Consider the following 14301-nt stretch of genomic DNA (forward strand, 5'->3'; position numbering starts at 1 on the left):
TCTTAAAACAAACATGAGGTTCAGGAGGGTGCGCCTCCTGCCGGAGAACGGGCAGAGCCCCGTAAACAGGTCCTGCCTCATTTTCTCAGGGCGTTGCCCTGAAACCCACCAAAGGGCGGCGGCCTTTGGAAACCTGTTTGTTTATTTATCGACGGATCAGGGGGCGGCCACCTGAAAATACTTTCGTCCCGCAAAAATGGTATTACTTGGCAGGAAAGCGCAGGAAAGCTATGCAGCGCCCTGTCCGCATACCGGAACATGATCCAGTCATGTTCCGTGATTCGTTGTTCTGTCGCGTGATCCCGTCGCCGGAGCCCCGGGCCCCGACACCGTCACGCTCTGGTTATGGAGTTCAGGCATGAGCTGGCTTACCGAATATGTCCGGCCCAAAGTTCGCGGCCTGCTCAGGCGGGAGGTGCCGGATAACCTCTGGACCAATTGCCCGTCTTGTCACCAGATGGTGCTGGTCAAGGAGCTGGAGCGGACCCTGAACGTCTGCCCGCATTGCGGCTTCCATATGAAAGTGCCTGTTGCCGAGCGCCTGAAATGGACCTTCGACGCCGACAGCTACACCCGCATCGACCTGCCGAAAGTCGCCGCCGACCCGCTCGGTTTCCGTGACCACAAGCGCTATGCCGACCGGCTGAAAGACGCCCGCGCCAAAACCCAGCTTGATGATTCAATCGCCGTCGCACACGGCAAAATCATGGGCTACCCGGCCGTCGTCGCCGTCATGGCCTACGAATTCATGAGCGGCACCATGGGCACCGGTTTCGGTGAGGGCTTCATCGCCGCCGCCCGTCTCGCCATTCTGCAGCGCGCCCCCCTGATCGTCTTCACCGCATCCGGGGGCGCCCGCATGCAGGAAGGCGTCATGAGCCTCATGCAGATGCCACGCACGACCGTCGCCATCGAAATGCTGAAGGAAGCCGGCCTTCCCTATATCGTCGTGCTGACCGACCCCACCACAGGCGGCGTCAGCGCCTCCTTCGCCATGCTGGGCGATGTGCAGATCGCCGAACCGAAAGCCCTGATCGGCTTCGCCGGTCCGCGCGTCATTGAGGACACCGTGCGCGAAAAGCTGCCGGAAGGCTTCCAGCGTTCCGAATACCTGCTGGAACACGGCATGCTCGATATGGTCGTGGAGCGGAAAAATCTGCGGGCCACGCTTGGTCGCCTCGTCGGTCTGCTGACAGCCGCCCCTCCGGGCGATGTGTTCACCAGCACATTGCCGGACCCGGAAGAACCCGGCTCGGAAACGCCGCTGCCAACAACCTGAGATCCGGGAGAAGCGGGCGCAGGTGCCTTCACCCCGACCATTAAAACAAACCGGTCCGCAAAGGTCTCAGACCTTTGCCGGAGTGCGGGCAGAGCCTCCCGTACTTCTCCGCCGGAATGCCCCGCCAGAGAGCCGCCCATGACCATTCCTGCACCGAAACTCAGCGCGGAATTCACCGGTCGCACCGGCACGGTTCTCGAACGCCTCAACAAACTCTATCCGGCCCTGATCGACCTCTCACTGGGCCGCCTGGAAACCCTTCTGGCCCGCCTCGGCCACCCTGAGCGGAAACTTCCCCCCGTCATCCATGTCGCTGGCACCAACGGCAAAGGCAGCACCTGCGCCAACCTCCGTGCCATCGGGGAAGCCGCGGGCTGGCGCGTCCATGTCATGTCCTCGCCTCATCTCGTCGATGTCACGGAACGCTTCCGCATCGCCGGACAACTGGTCAGCGAAGACGAACTGATCGCCACCCTGGAAGACATCGAACGTGTCAATAATGGGGCTCCGATCACCGTCTTCGAGGTCCTCACCGCCGCCGGATTCGTGCTGTTTGCCCGTCACCCGGCGGAACTGGCGATCATAGAAGTCGGCCTCGGCGGACGGTTCGACGCTACCAATGTCATCCCGGCCCCCGCCGCCTGCGCCATCTCCATCATTTCGATGGATCACGAGGCCTTCCTGGGCTCGACCCTGAAAGCCATCGCCAGCGAAAAAGCCGGAATTATCAAACCCGGCGTGCCCGTCGTCACCGGACGACAGGACCCGATCGTCATGCAGGAGCTGGAAGAAAAAGCTGCCCGTAAAGGTGCGCCCCTGTTCCGCCGCGACCGCGACTGGACAGCAGAACACATCGACCAGCCCGCACCCGGCCTCATCTTCACCGACCCGGCCGGTACGCTCCGGCTTCCGCCTCCGGCCCTTACAGGTCCACACCAGGACGACAACGCCGCCCTTGCCATCGCCGCTCTCCGGGCCAGCGGCCTGACCGTGCCGGAGATCGCCTGGCCCGGTATCGCCCACACCACATGGGCCGCCCGCCTCCAGCGCCTGCATGGGACACTTGCCGCCCGTCTCCCGGCAGACTGGGAACTCTGGCTCGATGGTGGCCATAATCCCGGCGCCGGCGAAGCCCTGGCTCCGGTGCTGGATGCCTGGTCCGACCGCCCTTTGCATATCATCATCGGCATGAAACAGACCAAGGATGCCACCGGCTTTCTCTCACCGCTTCTCACCCGCGCCACCACCATCTACGCCGTCGCCGAGCCTGATCAGCATCTTGCCCAGCCGGTTGAAGCCATTGTCGCGGCCGGTCAGGGTAAAGTCCTCCCGGGTCCGACCCTGGACGCCGTGCTCGATACGCTTCCCGTTACAGGCGGGCAGCCGGCCCGGGTTCTGATCTGCGGCAGCCTCTATCTGGCGGGCGTCGTGCTGAAAAAAGACGGTTGGCAGGCGAGCTGACTTCAGGGCCTCGCTGCTCCCAGCGCCTGAATTTTCAGCCAAAGCCTTTAAAACGTCGATATGAAACCTTTTGCCAGGCTCTCTTTAACCACTGCCCGTTAGGGAAGAACGGACCAGTCCGTTTCCGACCTTCATGAGGCGTGCGTGCGCAAAACCATCCTGTGTCTCGGCCTCTCTGTGTCCGCGCTGACTGTCGGCAGCAAGGCACATGCGCAGTTCGCGCCTGCTCACACCAGCAATTATCTCGATACACGCCGCGATTCTGAACTGCGTCATCAGACGCTGGCCCGCATGCTGATGACCATCGGGATGAATCCGGAAGATAACGCACCGGTCGTCACAGATACGTCGCCTGTGCTGAACATGCCCGTCCGCCCGTTCGAGCCACGTCCGCGCAGGCCCCGCGTCCATGGTGATGACTCAAACGCCTACGGTCTTCATCGTTCCGCAAATCCCTATCAATCCGGGCGCCGCCTCCCTGCCGTCGTCCAGGTCAATCGCGAGATCGGGCTGTCGGTCACAGGAAACTGGAGCAACTATAAGGAAAAGGCACCCTACGAGGGGGCAGACACAGGATATGACCGGGAAACCGGCTGGACGCCCGGCCTTCAGTTCGACGCCTCAAGCATGTTCGACCTGTACGAAGTCGAGCACATCTTTCTGGCCCTGCACTTTAACTATGGCGACAGTGACGTCGCTTATCACGGCTCGGCTTATATGCCCGGTATCGCGGGTGTCAGCCCCTACAACACCTCATCTCATCGCATGACCACGGACAGCCGTATCGAAATCGGCAAAGGCTTCATGGTCACGGACCGCTTTTTGCTAACCCCCGCCATTCAGGCCGGATACCGCACATGGAACCGGGATATAAAAGGCTTTGATGGCGTTTCGTCTTCGTCCGAAGACTATGGTTCTTTCCTCGCCGGGATCGTCGTCCATCTTGATTACGCGATATCGAATGCCTTCGTGCTGCGCGGTCGCCTCGGCTGGGCAGAGCTCGTCGGCAACCACATGGATGCCGACGGAATCGATGGCACATTCCACCTTCGCAGCCGCCCGGAGTGGGACGCCGCACTGGATTTCGATTACCGGATCAGCAGTTCCCTGCACTGGATCGGCGGCGTGCAATACACTTATTTTTCATTCGGGCGCAGCCAGGTTCTTTCTCAGCATGATGGTCTGAGCTACATCGAACCCTCAAGCTGGACGAATGGCGTAACGATGCACACCGGCCTGGCCTACGGTTTTTAGAAAACACATGCCTCTGACCTGCAGGTGCAGGGAAGAGGCATGTTTCTGTCCTTTTCCCCGCCAGACTGACAGCGCCCGAACCAGCGGATCACTGCGTAACGCTACGCCGGGCCTCAACATCAGCCTTCATATGCGCCTGAACCTTCTCGAAAGCCCGGGCCTCAATCTGGCGCACGCGCTCACGCGAAATGCCATATTGCTGAGCCAGTTCCTCAAGGGTAACCGGATCATCTTTCAGGCGACGTTCCTCGAAGATATGCCGCTCGCGTTCGTTCAGAGATTCAAGCGCACCTGTCAGAAGTGCTTTACGATCTGAAAACTCTTCATGCTCGCCAAGCGACGTCTCCTGGTTGTCAGTGTTATCGACCAGCCAGTCCTGCCACTCGCCCTCGCCATCGCTGCGCAGCGGTGCATTCAGACTGTGATCGGCGGCGGCCAGGCGTCGGTTCATATTGACCACGTCCTGCTCCGGAACACCCAGAGCCGTCGCAATATGATTCACCTGCTCAGGAGCAAGATCACCGTCGTCAATCGCTTTCATCTGTCCCTTGAGACGACGAAGGTTGAAAAACAGCTTCTTCTGCGCCGAAGTCGTACCGATTTTCACCAGTGACCAGCTATGCAGAATGTATTCCTGAATTGCCGCCCGAATCCACCACATCGCATAGGTTGCAAGACGAAAACCGCGCTCAGGATCAAAGCGGCGCACAGCCTGCATCATGCCGACATTGCCTTCGCTGATCAACTCGTTGACCGGCAGACCATACCCCCGGTACCCCATTGCGATTTTCGCAACAAGACGCAGATGAGACGTCACGAGTTTATGAGCAGCCTTAACATCCCCTTCATCACGCCACCGACGTGAAAGCGCGGCTTCGTCTTCGGCGGAAAGCAGGGGATATTTACGGATTTCCTGAAGATAACGAGAGAGACTCGCTTCAGGACCAAGTGTGAGAACTGATGATGCCATGGGAGAAATCTCCTTCATCCCGACCGCTGGCTTTATCGATATCCCGACTTCTTCTGAACGTCGGGCATCGGCCTGCGTTATCGGGGCGACGCTGGGGATGGACTGTTCATGTCCCCGGATCGCTCCCCCGTAAGCGGCGAAAGAAATCCGGGACATCCATTCCGGCGGCCCGAGGGGCGCGTCGAAAAGACAAGGCCTCTGTTACGTTAATCCACGCAAAAAGTCAAGATTAACAAAAAATTACGTAATTAAGCACCCGCCAGCTGCATTTCAAGAGCCCTGAAATCTTCAGGAGGCGGCGTCTCGAAAAGCAACGTCTCGCCCGTGCGCGGATGCGTAAAGCCGAGACGGGCGGCATGCAGGGCCTGGCGCGGAAAATCGAGTGCGACATCCCGCTTCCCGGTCGGGCAACGCCTGGCCACAGCCGGAATTCTGCGAAGATAAACAGGGTCTCCCATCAGCGGATGCCCGTTCGCGGAGAAATGCACCCGAATCTGATGTGTGCGCCCGGTCGCGAGCCGACACTCCACCAGCGCGGCATAATCCCCGAAAGCCTTCTGCACAGTATAACGTGTCAGCGCTTCCTTGCCACCCTGACTCACAAGCGCCATACGTTTGCGGTCCCGTCTGTCACGCCCGATATTGCCTTCGTATTCTCCCCTGACAGGCGCCGGAACACCCCAGCACAACGCAAGATAAGACCGGTCAATACGTCGGGCGGCAAAGTCAGCCGACAGAGCATGGTGAGCCTTTTCCGTCTTGGCGACGATCATTACGCCCGACGTATCCTTATCAAGCCGGTGCACGATACCCGGTCGTTTTTCTCCGCCAATCCCGACGAGACTGTCGCCGCAATGCGCAATAAGCGCATTGACCAGCGTTCCCGTTTCGTTGCCCGGAGCCGGATGAACGACAAGGCCCGCAGGCTTATCGAGCACGATCAGATCGCCGTCTTCATACAAAATGGAAAATGGAATATTTTCCCCTGCCGGCGTGGCCGGAACCGGAGCCGGTATATCAATTACAAATGTGGCTCCCATTCGGGCCAGATCAGCGGGTTCGTAAAAAACTGTCCCGTTTCGCGTGACATGCCCCGCTTCTATCAGCACCTTCAGCCGGGAACGGGAGAGATCGGGAAAACCGAGCGCAAGCACGCGATCCACCCGCTGCCCGGCGAACTCTTCAGTGACAGTCAGAATACGGGGGCCGTGGGTTGTCTCCATCGCAGGCCTCATCTACAGCCCGAACGCCATAAACGAAAGGTTAATGACGGCATGGAGCAGAGCACTCTGGCAAGACGCGGGCTTCTGGCATCCGTCATCGGCATGGGAATCCTGATTGTGGCCGGAACCGGCGTACTTCTTGCCGTCATCGTGCACAGAATGTCGCACCCGACCAGTTTGTCTTTACCCGCCTCCTCGCCGCCGCTGATTGAAAAAACGGTTACCATTCATGAACCGGCCGGCACAGCAATAAAACAGATCGCCTGGCAAAACGGATCGCTGCTGGCACTGCACCTCACCGGCGGCGGCGAAGACCGCATCGTCATCTGGGATACGTCCTCCGGTCGTATCATCGGACGACTTCAGCTTGCTCCCTGATCATCATTACATAATCAGAGGGTAAATTTTTTTAATGCTTGTGTTCCGACATCAGTTCCACTAATAGACCGCTCGTCTGCGTCCCATTCGTCTAGAGGCCTAGGACACCGCCCTCTCACGGCGGCAACAGGGGTTCGAATCCCCTATGGGACGCCATTGATTTTGCTGGATAATTTGACTTATCCACAGATAGCTTACTGGTCCAGTTGGATCACTACAGTTCGAAACCATCTGCGATGTCCCTTAAATATGTCGGATCAAACTTCCGATAGATTCGACGAAGAGTCACGGGATCGGTGGCCAGCCAGTCGACAAGCCTGACCAATGGGAATTCGGTCCATGGCGAGCCGCGATGCGACCGGGTGCTTGAGATGATGCGGCGTCGGCTTCCATGTCAGCCGGGCACGCTCGCACGCCTTGCTGAAGGATCAGTGCAATCCGTTCGGTACCGGCTTGGTGTGTCACTGCACCACAAAATCACCCCGTCGCGTCTTGAAAACATTCTGCAGTTCCGCGCGGAGTGCCTTGGTCATCGGGAGACAGCACGACGTTTGCCCGTCAAAGGCCGACCAGGTTCCTGGAAATCAATCAGGTTGCTCTCCCAGTAAACCCGGTCCCACGTCAAACCAAGGATCGAGCCATTGCGAGTTCCTGTATACATAGCTATGACCATGAAGGTCACACATGCGGAGTTTTACAACCTCCAGCAGCTTTCTGGCCTCTGTTTTTGTCAGGAAACGGTCGCGCGGCGCGCTGTCACGCGGGGCTTCAATCTCGGGAGGACGCGTGAGAAAGCCGTCCGTCCACGCCCGACGCAAGCTGGCTCGCAAGACATTATATTCCCGACGTAAAGCCCCAGGTGAAACACGAGTGTCTGTTAGGGCGTGTCGTCAGTTAATTCCGATGATGGCGGAGGCGAGTTGCACGGCAGCGAGAAAGGTTGACTTCAGCTTGTCGTAGCGTGTTGCGATGCCTCTGAAATGCTTCAGTCTGGCGAAGAAGCGTTCGATGATGTTTCTGTTTTTATACTGTGAGAAACTGATCTTCCGTGGATTTCTACGGTTTCTTTTTGAAGGAATGACCGGTGCGATCTCCCGCTCTTCGAGCTTATCAATCAGGGGATCAGCATCATAAGCCTTATCAGCGATGAAGGCTTCGGGATCGACTTCATCCAGTAAAGGTTCTGCTTCAGTGATATCGGCTCTCTGTCCGGGCGTCAGGGAAAGGGCGACAGCCTTCCCGGCAGCATCGACAACGGCGTGCATTTTCGTGGTCAGTCCCCCACGGGACCGTCCGATGGCCTGATCGGCGCCCACTGACTGTCACTCAGGGCATACCACCGTATCTGTATATCCCCCTGAAATCAGCGAGAAAACATCACAAAACAGGCGAAAGTACAAGGCCACTGCCACTTAACTGACGACACGCCCTGGCTGATGTACCGTTTCCGCCTCACAAATGTGTAACGGTGAGCGTGTAACGCAGCATCGCAGAAGCCCTTTGGAGGTCTTCGGGTAACCTGCTGATATTTTTTGGAAAATTCACGCTGGGGCGGAAGACGGGGCTCGAACCCGCGACCTCCGGTACCACAAACCGGCGCTCTAACCAACTGAGCTACGTCCGCCACACAGCGGCACCGTCATTAGACAAGGCGATCGTGCCCGTCAACAGCTTTTAGCGGACGGAGCCATTGCTGTTCTCAGCCCCGTCCGACTCTGTCGCGCAGTCGCGTCAGGGCTTCTTCCAGTACCAGAGGTTTTTTGCAGAAGGCGAACCGCACCAGATGTGTGGGTGGTTTGCTGCCTGCGGTATCGTAGAAAGCGGACACCGGGATCAGTGCGACGCCGGCTTCCGCGGTCATGCGTTTGCACCAGTCCTGGTCGGATTCGCCGGGCTGCACGACGGAACCCAGAGAGCTGATGTCGGCTGTCAGAAAATAGGTGCCGTCGCAGGGGAGGACGCCGAAGCCGATTTCGCGCAGACCGGCGGCGAGGATATCCCGCCGCAGCATCATATCCTGTGCCAGGATGGTGAAATAGGCGGTGTCCTGGTCCAGCCCGACGGCGACCGCGCGCTGGAGATTGGGTGCCGTTGCGAAAACCAGATTCTGGTGAGCTTTTGCCACGACGGCGGCGAGCGGGGCGGGGGCGGTGATGTAGCCGACTTTCCAGCCCGTCAGGGAGAAGCTTTTGCCGGCGCTGCCGATCCGCAGACAGCGCTCGCGCATTCCCGGAAGGGTCATCAGGGGTATGTGGCGCACGCCAAAGGTGAGGTGTTCGTACACCTCGTCGCAAATGGCATAGGCATCGTGTTTCTGAACGAGGCCGGCGATGAATCCCAGTTCGCCCGGTGTGAACACCTTGCCGCAGGGGTTCATCGGTGAATTCAGCAGAATCGCTTTCGTCTTCGGGCTGAAGGCCGCGGCCAGGTCTTCGCGCGGCACGGACCAGTCGGGGGGTGTCAGCCGGACGAGCCTGGGAACCGCGCCGAGGAGCCGGATCACGGGAAGATATGTGTCGTAGGCCGGCTCGATGACGATGATTTCGTCGCCGGGATTAACGAGGGCGGCGAGGCTGACGGCGATGGCTTCCGTCGCACCGGAAGTTACGACGACTTCGGTCGCCGGGTCGATGGTCAGGCTGTAAAACCGGGCGCATGACCGGGCGACGGCTTCACGCAGTTCCGGCAGGCCGGCCAGCGGTGCGTACTGATTCCGGCCATCCCGCAAGGCGGCGGCGGCGGCTTCGATGAGATGGGCCGGACCTTCTGTATCCGGAAAGCCCTGTCCGAGATTGATCGCGTCATGTCTGGCGGCCAGAGCTGACATGACCGTGAAGATGGTCGTCGGCAGGCTGGCAATCTGCTGATTGAGCGGTTTCACGGTATCTCCGGACGGATGTGGTGTTGACTGAAAACCCCGATATTCTGTTGGCGGGACCGTTCAGAATGGAGGTTGGAAAGAAGCGCAGGATAAGCCTTCGTGGGAGTTGCGCGTCAATGTCTGCCTGTGTCTCGGGGCAGGAGGGCGATGTGCCGGAAAATTATTTCGGTCTCAACCCGATTGCCCCGCGCGGCCCGTCGTGCGAACCTTGGTTTTTATCGGACAGTCTGCCTGCTTTTCATTGCGATAAGAGGGCCTCTGACGGATATCTGAAAGGCGCGTTCCGAGCGCGCTGTGTCAAACTGGTAGTGTGACGACGCGGAATGAAAAAGATCGAGGCCATCATAAAGCCGTTCAAGCTTGATGAAGTGAAGGACGCGCTCCATGAGCTCGGCCTGCAGGGTATTACTGTGATTGAGGCGAAAGGATTCGGGCGCCAGAAGGGCCATACCGAACTCTATCGCGGCGCGGAATATATCGTCGATTTTCTTCCCAAGATGAAAATCGAGGTCGTCTGTTCCGACGATCTCGCGGAACGCGCTGTCGAAGCGATCACGAATGCGGCCCGCACCGGGCGCATCGGGGATGGTAAGATCTTTATCATTCCGGTTGAGGATGCCATCCGGATCAGAACCGGGGAGCGCGGGGGAGACGCGATCTGACTGTCTGCCCGGAATAATACGCAGAGTCTGAGACTTGCGGGGGCGGACAACATGGGACAAAAAAGTTCAGAACCGATATCGCTGCGGACAATTCCATTTTTGTCTGGCGATGTTGAAAACACGGGTGCCGCTCAGCGGTGTCAAACAGTCAGGTAAGGGCATTATGGCGAAGAAAGAGTCCGGTTCGACCAGCGCGTCGGCTGCTGCGGTTGCCAAGGTCTTCGACCTTATCAAGGAAAACTCAGTCGAGCTGGTGGATCTGCGCTTCACCGATCCGCGTGGCACATGGCATCATACCACACAGTACATTACGACGATCGAGGAAGACACCTTCACCGAAGGCTTCATGTTTGACGGGTCGTCCATCGCGGGCTGGAAAGCGATCAATGAGAGCGACATGGTTCTGCTCCCTGATCCCGGCACGGCTGTCATGGACCCGTTTTCGGCCAAGCCGCAGCTTATTCTGATCTGTGATATCATTGATCCGGCAACCGGGCAGTTTTATAACCGTGATCCGCGTTCGACCGCCAAACTTGCCGAGAAATATCTGCAGTCCACCGGCCTCGGCGACACGGCGTTCTTCGGCCCGGAAGCTGAATTTTTTATCTTCGATAACGTCCAGTTCGGCACAGGCCCGAACTATGGCAAATATCAGCTGGACAGCATTGAGGGACCAGGCGCCTCCCTGAAGGAATATCCTGAAGGCAATCTTGGTCATCGTCCGGGCGTGAAGGGCGGTTATTTCCCCTGTGCGCCGGTGGACAGCGAGAGCGATCTGCGCGCCGAGATGCTGACAACGATGGGTGAGATGGGTCTGCCGATCGAGAAGCATCACCACGAAGTGGCGCAGTCGCAGCACGAGCTGGGCACGAAGTTCGATACACTGGTCCGCTCGGCCGATTTCATGCAGATTTATAAATACTGTATCCACAACGTTGCGGTATCTTACGGCAAATCCGCGACCTTCATGCCGAAGCCGATCTATGGTGATAACGGTTCGGGTATGCATGTTCACCAGTCGATCTGGAAGGCTGGCAAGCCGACCTTCGCGGGTAACGGCTATGCGGATCTGTCTGACACGGCGCTCTATTACATCGGCGGTATCATCAAGCACGCGAAGGCGCTGAACGCTTTCACGAATCCGTCGACCAATTCCTACAAGCGCCTGATTCCGGGCTTTGAGGCGCCGGTGCTGCTGGCTTATTCAGCCCGCAACCGCTCAGCGTCCTGCCGTATTCCGTATGCGACAAGCCCGAAGGCAAAGCGCGTTGAGGTTCGTTTCCCGGACCCGACCGCAAATCCTTACCTGGCGTTTTCGGCGATGCTGATGGCCGGTCTCGATGGTATCAAGAACAAGATCCATCCTGGCGATGCTATGGACAAGGATCTGTATGATCTGCCTCCGGAAGAGCTGAAGCAGATCCCGACGGTCGCGGGTTCGCTGCGCGAGGCGCTTGAGGCTTTGCAGGCTGACCATGAGTTCCTGCTGGCGGGGAATGTGTTCACAAAGGACCAGATCGAGAGCTACATCGCGATCAAATGGCAGGATGTGTTCCGTTTCGAGCACACGCCGCATCCGGTTGAGTTCGAGATGTATTACTCGGTCTGATTGTTCTCACGAACGACTGGAATACGTGGAAACGCGGCCTTCGGGCCGCGTTTTGCGTTTTGGGAGAAGACTGCCCGGCGCCACATTTTGTTAACGGATCGGGGTCAAAGGACTGCTGTCCCTTTGCGGGGTTCCGGAGCAGAAACAATGACAGATGCAATGCCGTTCTTATCGCCATATGACGAAGTCGATCATGTCATCCGTCAGCGGGTAAGTCTCTGCGGCACGACACTGTTCACCGAATGGGCGGGCGCACCGGCGCGTTTTTTTACATGGGAGGTGATCCGCCCTGGGAGTGTTTTCAGGTCAACATAAAGCAGCCCGCGAATTGCGAAATCGTTGTGTGGGCTTTTATCGATACCAATGATGATGCTGGACATGGAGCAATCCTGGCGCGGTCCCGTATCGGAGCTGAGCGGGATGATCGCAGCGGCTGTCGGCACGATTGAGCACTGGAAGCGGCGTCTGCATTCTGAGGCCGGACAGACGCTTCATTAGCCACCGGAGTCTGCGGATTCTGATGGACCCGACACGCGGTTTTATCCGCGGCGATCATCGCTGAGCGCTGTTGTCTGGAAGCGCGTCTTCGTCTGTTTTATTTATCAGACGGGGATCGAAAGGATTGGATCTCCCTGTGACCCGTTCGCCCGGACTGTCTCACGGGTGATACAGTTTCACCCGCTCTGTACAAACCTGTGTGATCTGTATCCGATCGCGCATAGCCTGCATCCTCTCTCCCGTGTTGAGCAGGCCCGCTAAAGGCCGATCATCGTGAAATCTCTGTGGTGACATGATGTGCGGCCGACGGAAACAACAGAGAGAAACGCGGCATGCGAGAAAATAGTGGGAGGTTATGGTCACTCATAACTTCGGTCCTGCTAGGCCTGACAGGAGCTTTCCTGTTCTTTGGCGGGGCACAGCTCCTCTTCCTGGGCGGTTCATGGTTCTACATTCTGGCCGGCGGCGTCATGATCGGCGCGGCGGTCTCGGGCTTTAAGAACCCGAAACTGGCTGTTCGTCTGTATGCCGGGCTTCTTCTGGTGGCGACGATCTGGTCCGTGGCTGAGACCGGTTTCAACATCTGGGGTCTTGAAGTCCGTCTGATGACGCTGGTGGGTCTTGGGGCCTGGCTGCTCCTGCCCGGTGTGTGGCGTTCGGGCTCAGACTGGCTGACGGATAAACGGGAAGTGCTGGGCGCGCTGGCGGTCTCCTGCCTGGCGCTGCTCGTCAGCTGCTTTACGTCCTATTCGATCGACGGGACGGTGCCCGATGACCGGATGGCGGCGCAGGGCCAGCCTGATCCGGCTTCCGATGGTGTGAAGGATGGTGACTGGTCAGCTTATGGCCGCACTGTTGGTGGCGATCGTTACTCGCCGCTCGGTCAGATCACGCGGACCAATGTGACGGGCCTGAAGCGCGCCTGGCTGACACGCACGGGCGATGTGCAGCAGGTTGGCGAAGGCACGGTGGCCGGTCCTGATCAGGGGCATGAGTTCAACCTGGAAGTCACGCCGATCAAGGTCGATAACACGCTGTATATGTGCACGCCGCACAGCTGGGTGATGGCGCTGGACGCTGCAACCGGTAAGGTGAGGTGGAAGTTTGATCCGCATCCGGCGATGGCCGATCTGGATAAGAACGTCTATCTCGCCTGCCGTGGTGTGACGTACTACCATGTGCCCGACGAGATTCAGACGGACTGCCGCAACCGCATCTATTCCCCGGTCGCCGACGTTCGCATGGTGGCACTCAATGCCGAGACCGGAAAAACCTGTGAGGATTTCGGCGATCACGGCTATATTTCGCTGCGTGAATATCTCGGCCATGTGCCGCACGGATTCCACTTCGTCACCTCGCCACCCCTGGTGGCGAAGAACCGCCTGATCACGGGCGGCTGGGTGTTCGACAACCAGGCGAATTTCGAGCCGTCCGGTGCGATCCGCGGTTTCAATGCGACGACCGGCGCGCTTGAGTGGGCCTGGGATGCGGGCCATACGCCCGAAACCTGGAAGCCTGGTCCGGATGACGTGCTGACGCGTGACACGCCGAATGCGTGGGGCGTTTACACTGCCGATCTCAACCTGGGTCTTGTCTATCTGCCGACGGGCAACTCGCCGCCGGATAACTGGGGTGGCACACGTCGTCCGTTCGACGATGCGACATCCTCCGCGACCATTGCTCTGGATATTGAAACAGGCGAGCGTCGCTGGACCTATCAGACGGTGCATCACGATCTGTGGGACATGGACATTCCGTCCGGTCCGTCGATGGTCGATCTGCCCGGTCCGGACGGGGCTATGATCCCGGCACTGGTGCAGAGCACCAAGCGTGGTGAGTTCTTCGTGCTGGATCGTCGTACCGGTCAGCCGGTCCCGGGGTATCCTGTGGAAGAGCGCGCGGTTCCGACAGCGGGCCATGCGCCGGATGATCGTGTTTCTCCGACACAGCCCTATCCGGCGGCAATGCCGAGCCTTGAATTGCCCCGGGTTTTGTGGAGACGTTTTTTATCTGATTTAAGCGGCTAATGCATGTGATTTCTGTTGTGCATAAAAGCGTGCCTCAGCTTCTGCTGGCGGGATGTTTC

The 14301-nt window shown here is 58.6% G+C and carries 11 protein-coding genes, 2 tRNA genes and 2 pseudogenes; 8 read left to right on the plus strand and 7 right to left on the minus strand.

The genetic code is table 11. From position 1 onward, the window contains the following. Positions 1–358 precede the first annotated feature (358 nt). From accD to GOB90_RS15030, 3 genes are all read left to right on the plus strand, one after another. Positions 359–1279 (plus strand): acetyl-CoA carboxylase, carboxyltransferase subunit beta, encoded by a 921-nt coding sequence (gene accD, locus GOB90_RS15020; RefSeq protein ID WP_146889184.1) that lies wholly within the window; start codon positions 359–361, stop codon positions 1277–1279. 138 nt (positions 1280–1417) lie between these two features. Beyond that, positions 1418–2740 carry a bifunctional folylpolyglutamate synthase/dihydrofolate synthase gene (locus GOB90_RS15025; protein ID WP_146889181.1) on the plus strand — a complete coding sequence of 441 codons (1323 nt, stop codon included), beginning with the start codon at positions 1418–1420 and terminating at the stop codon, positions 2738–2740. A 144-nt stretch (positions 2741–2884) separates the two neighbouring features. Continuing rightward, positions 2885–3994, plus strand: coding sequence for a hypothetical protein (locus GOB90_RS15030; protein WP_146889178.1), 1110 nt, complete (start codon positions 2885–2887; stop codon positions 3992–3994). Between the two features lie 88 nt (positions 3995–4082). Here GOB90_RS15030 and rpoH read toward each other — a convergent pair whose 3' ends face one another. Continuing rightward, positions 4083–4964: an RNA polymerase sigma factor RpoH gene (gene rpoH / locus GOB90_RS15035; protein WP_146889175.1), complete on the minus strand. Its 882-nt coding sequence runs from the start codon at positions 4962–4964 to the stop codon at positions 4083–4085. A gap of 248 nt (positions 4965–5212) precedes the next feature. Beyond that, positions 5213–6187 (minus strand): RluA family pseudouridine synthase, encoded by a 975-nt coding sequence (locus tag GOB90_RS15040; RefSeq protein WP_146889172.1) that lies wholly within the window; start codon positions 6185–6187, stop codon positions 5213–5215. Positions 6188–6238: 51 nt separating this feature from the next. Between GOB90_RS15040 and GOB90_RS15045 the strand changes: the two genes are divergently transcribed. Further along, complete coding sequence (locus GOB90_RS15045) at positions 6239–6565, plus strand: hypothetical protein (RefSeq protein WP_146889169.1); 327 nt, start codon at positions 6239–6241, stop codon at positions 6563–6565. 80 nt (positions 6566–6645) lie between these two features. Continuing rightward, a tRNA-Glu gene (locus GOB90_RS15050) sits at positions 6646–6721 on the plus strand. Between the two features lie 428 nt (positions 6722–7149). Here GOB90_RS15050 and GOB90_RS15055 read toward each other — a convergent pair. The 4 genes and pseudogenes from GOB90_RS15055 to GOB90_RS15070 all read right to left on the minus strand — a co-directional run bounded on the left by GOB90_RS15055 (position 7150) and on the right by GOB90_RS15070 (position 9446). After that, entirely contained in the window at positions 7150–7395 is a 246-nt protein-coding gene (locus tag GOB90_RS15055) for a hypothetical protein (protein WP_146889164.1), read from the minus strand. A 60-nt stretch (positions 7396–7455) separates the two neighbouring features. Then, positions 7456–7878, minus strand: a pseudogene (locus tag GOB90_RS15060) (IS5 family transposase); the annotation flags it as partial. A gap of 234 nt (positions 7879–8112) precedes the next feature. Then, positions 8113–8189, minus strand: a tRNA-His gene (locus tag GOB90_RS15065). Positions 8190–8264: 75 nt separating this feature from the next. Continuing rightward, on the minus strand, positions 8265–9446 hold the full coding sequence (locus GOB90_RS15070) for an aminotransferase (RefSeq protein WP_146889159.1): 1182 nt from the start codon (positions 9444–9446) through the stop codon (positions 8265–8267). A 323-nt stretch (positions 9447–9769) separates the two neighbouring features. Here GOB90_RS15070 and GOB90_RS15075 point away from each other — a divergent pair, with 323 nt between their 5' ends. Both GOB90_RS15075 and glnA read left to right on the plus strand, forming a co-directional pair. After that, positions 9770–10108, plus strand: coding sequence for a P-II family nitrogen regulator (locus GOB90_RS15075; protein ID WP_146889156.1), 339 nt, complete (start codon positions 9770–9772; stop codon positions 10106–10108). Positions 10109–10271: 163 nt separating this feature from the next. After that, positions 10272–11717, plus strand: a complete 1446-nt coding sequence (gene glnA / locus GOB90_RS15080; RefSeq protein WP_146889153.1) for a type I glutamate--ammonia ligase — start codon at positions 10272–10274, stop codon at positions 11715–11717. A gap of 203 nt (positions 11718–11920) precedes the next feature. Here glnA and GOB90_RS15085 read toward each other — a convergent pair whose 3' ends face one another. Further along, on the minus strand, positions 11921–12097 hold the full coding sequence (locus GOB90_RS15085; RefSeq protein ID WP_173572127.1) for a hypothetical protein: 177 nt from the start codon (positions 12095–12097) through the stop codon (positions 11921–11923). Positions 12098–12547: 450 nt separating this feature from the next. Between GOB90_RS15085 and GOB90_RS15090 the strand changes: the two are divergent. Further along, positions 12548–14191, plus strand: a pseudogene (locus tag GOB90_RS15090) (membrane-bound PQQ-dependent dehydrogenase, glucose/quinate/shikimate family); the annotation flags it as partial. Positions 14192–14301: the final 110 nt, after the last annotated feature.

The sequence above is a fragment of the Acetobacter oeni genome (assembly GCF_011516825.1).
In the GTDB taxonomy this organism is placed as follows: Bacteria; Pseudomonadota; Alphaproteobacteria; order Acetobacterales; family Acetobacteraceae; genus Acetobacter; species Acetobacter oeni.

Excerpts from the sequence above, each read along its gene's own strand:
- accD (WP_146889184.1), top strand. The coding sequence starts at position 359 with ATGAGCTGGCTTACCGAATATGTCCGGCCCAAAGTTCGCGGCCTGCTC.
- GOB90_RS15025 (WP_146889181.1), top strand. The coding sequence starts at position 1,418 with ATGACCATTCCTGCACCGAAACTCAGCGCGGAATTCACCGGTCGCACC.
- rpoH (WP_146889175.1), bottom strand. The coding sequence starts at position 4,964 with ATGGCATCATCAGTTCTCACACTTGGTCCTGAAGCGAGTCTCTCTCGT.
- GOB90_RS15040 (WP_146889172.1), bottom strand. The coding sequence starts at position 6,187 with ATGGAGACAACCCACGGCCCCCGTATTCTGACTGTCACTGAAGAGTTC.
- GOB90_RS15045 (WP_146889169.1), top strand. The coding sequence starts at position 6,239 with ATGGAGCAGAGCACTCTGGCAAGACGCGGGCTTCTGGCATCCGTCATC.
- GOB90_RS15075 (WP_146889156.1), top strand. The coding sequence starts at position 9,770 with ATGAAAAAGATCGAGGCCATCATAAAGCCGTTCAAGCTTGATGAAGTG.
- glnA (WP_146889153.1), top strand. The coding sequence starts at position 10,272 with ATGGCGAAGAAAGAGTCCGGTTCGACCAGCGCGTCGGCTGCTGCGGTT.
- GOB90_RS15085 (WP_173572127.1), bottom strand. The coding sequence starts at position 12,097 with ATGTCCAGCATCATCATTGGTATCGATAAAAGCCCACACAACGATTTC.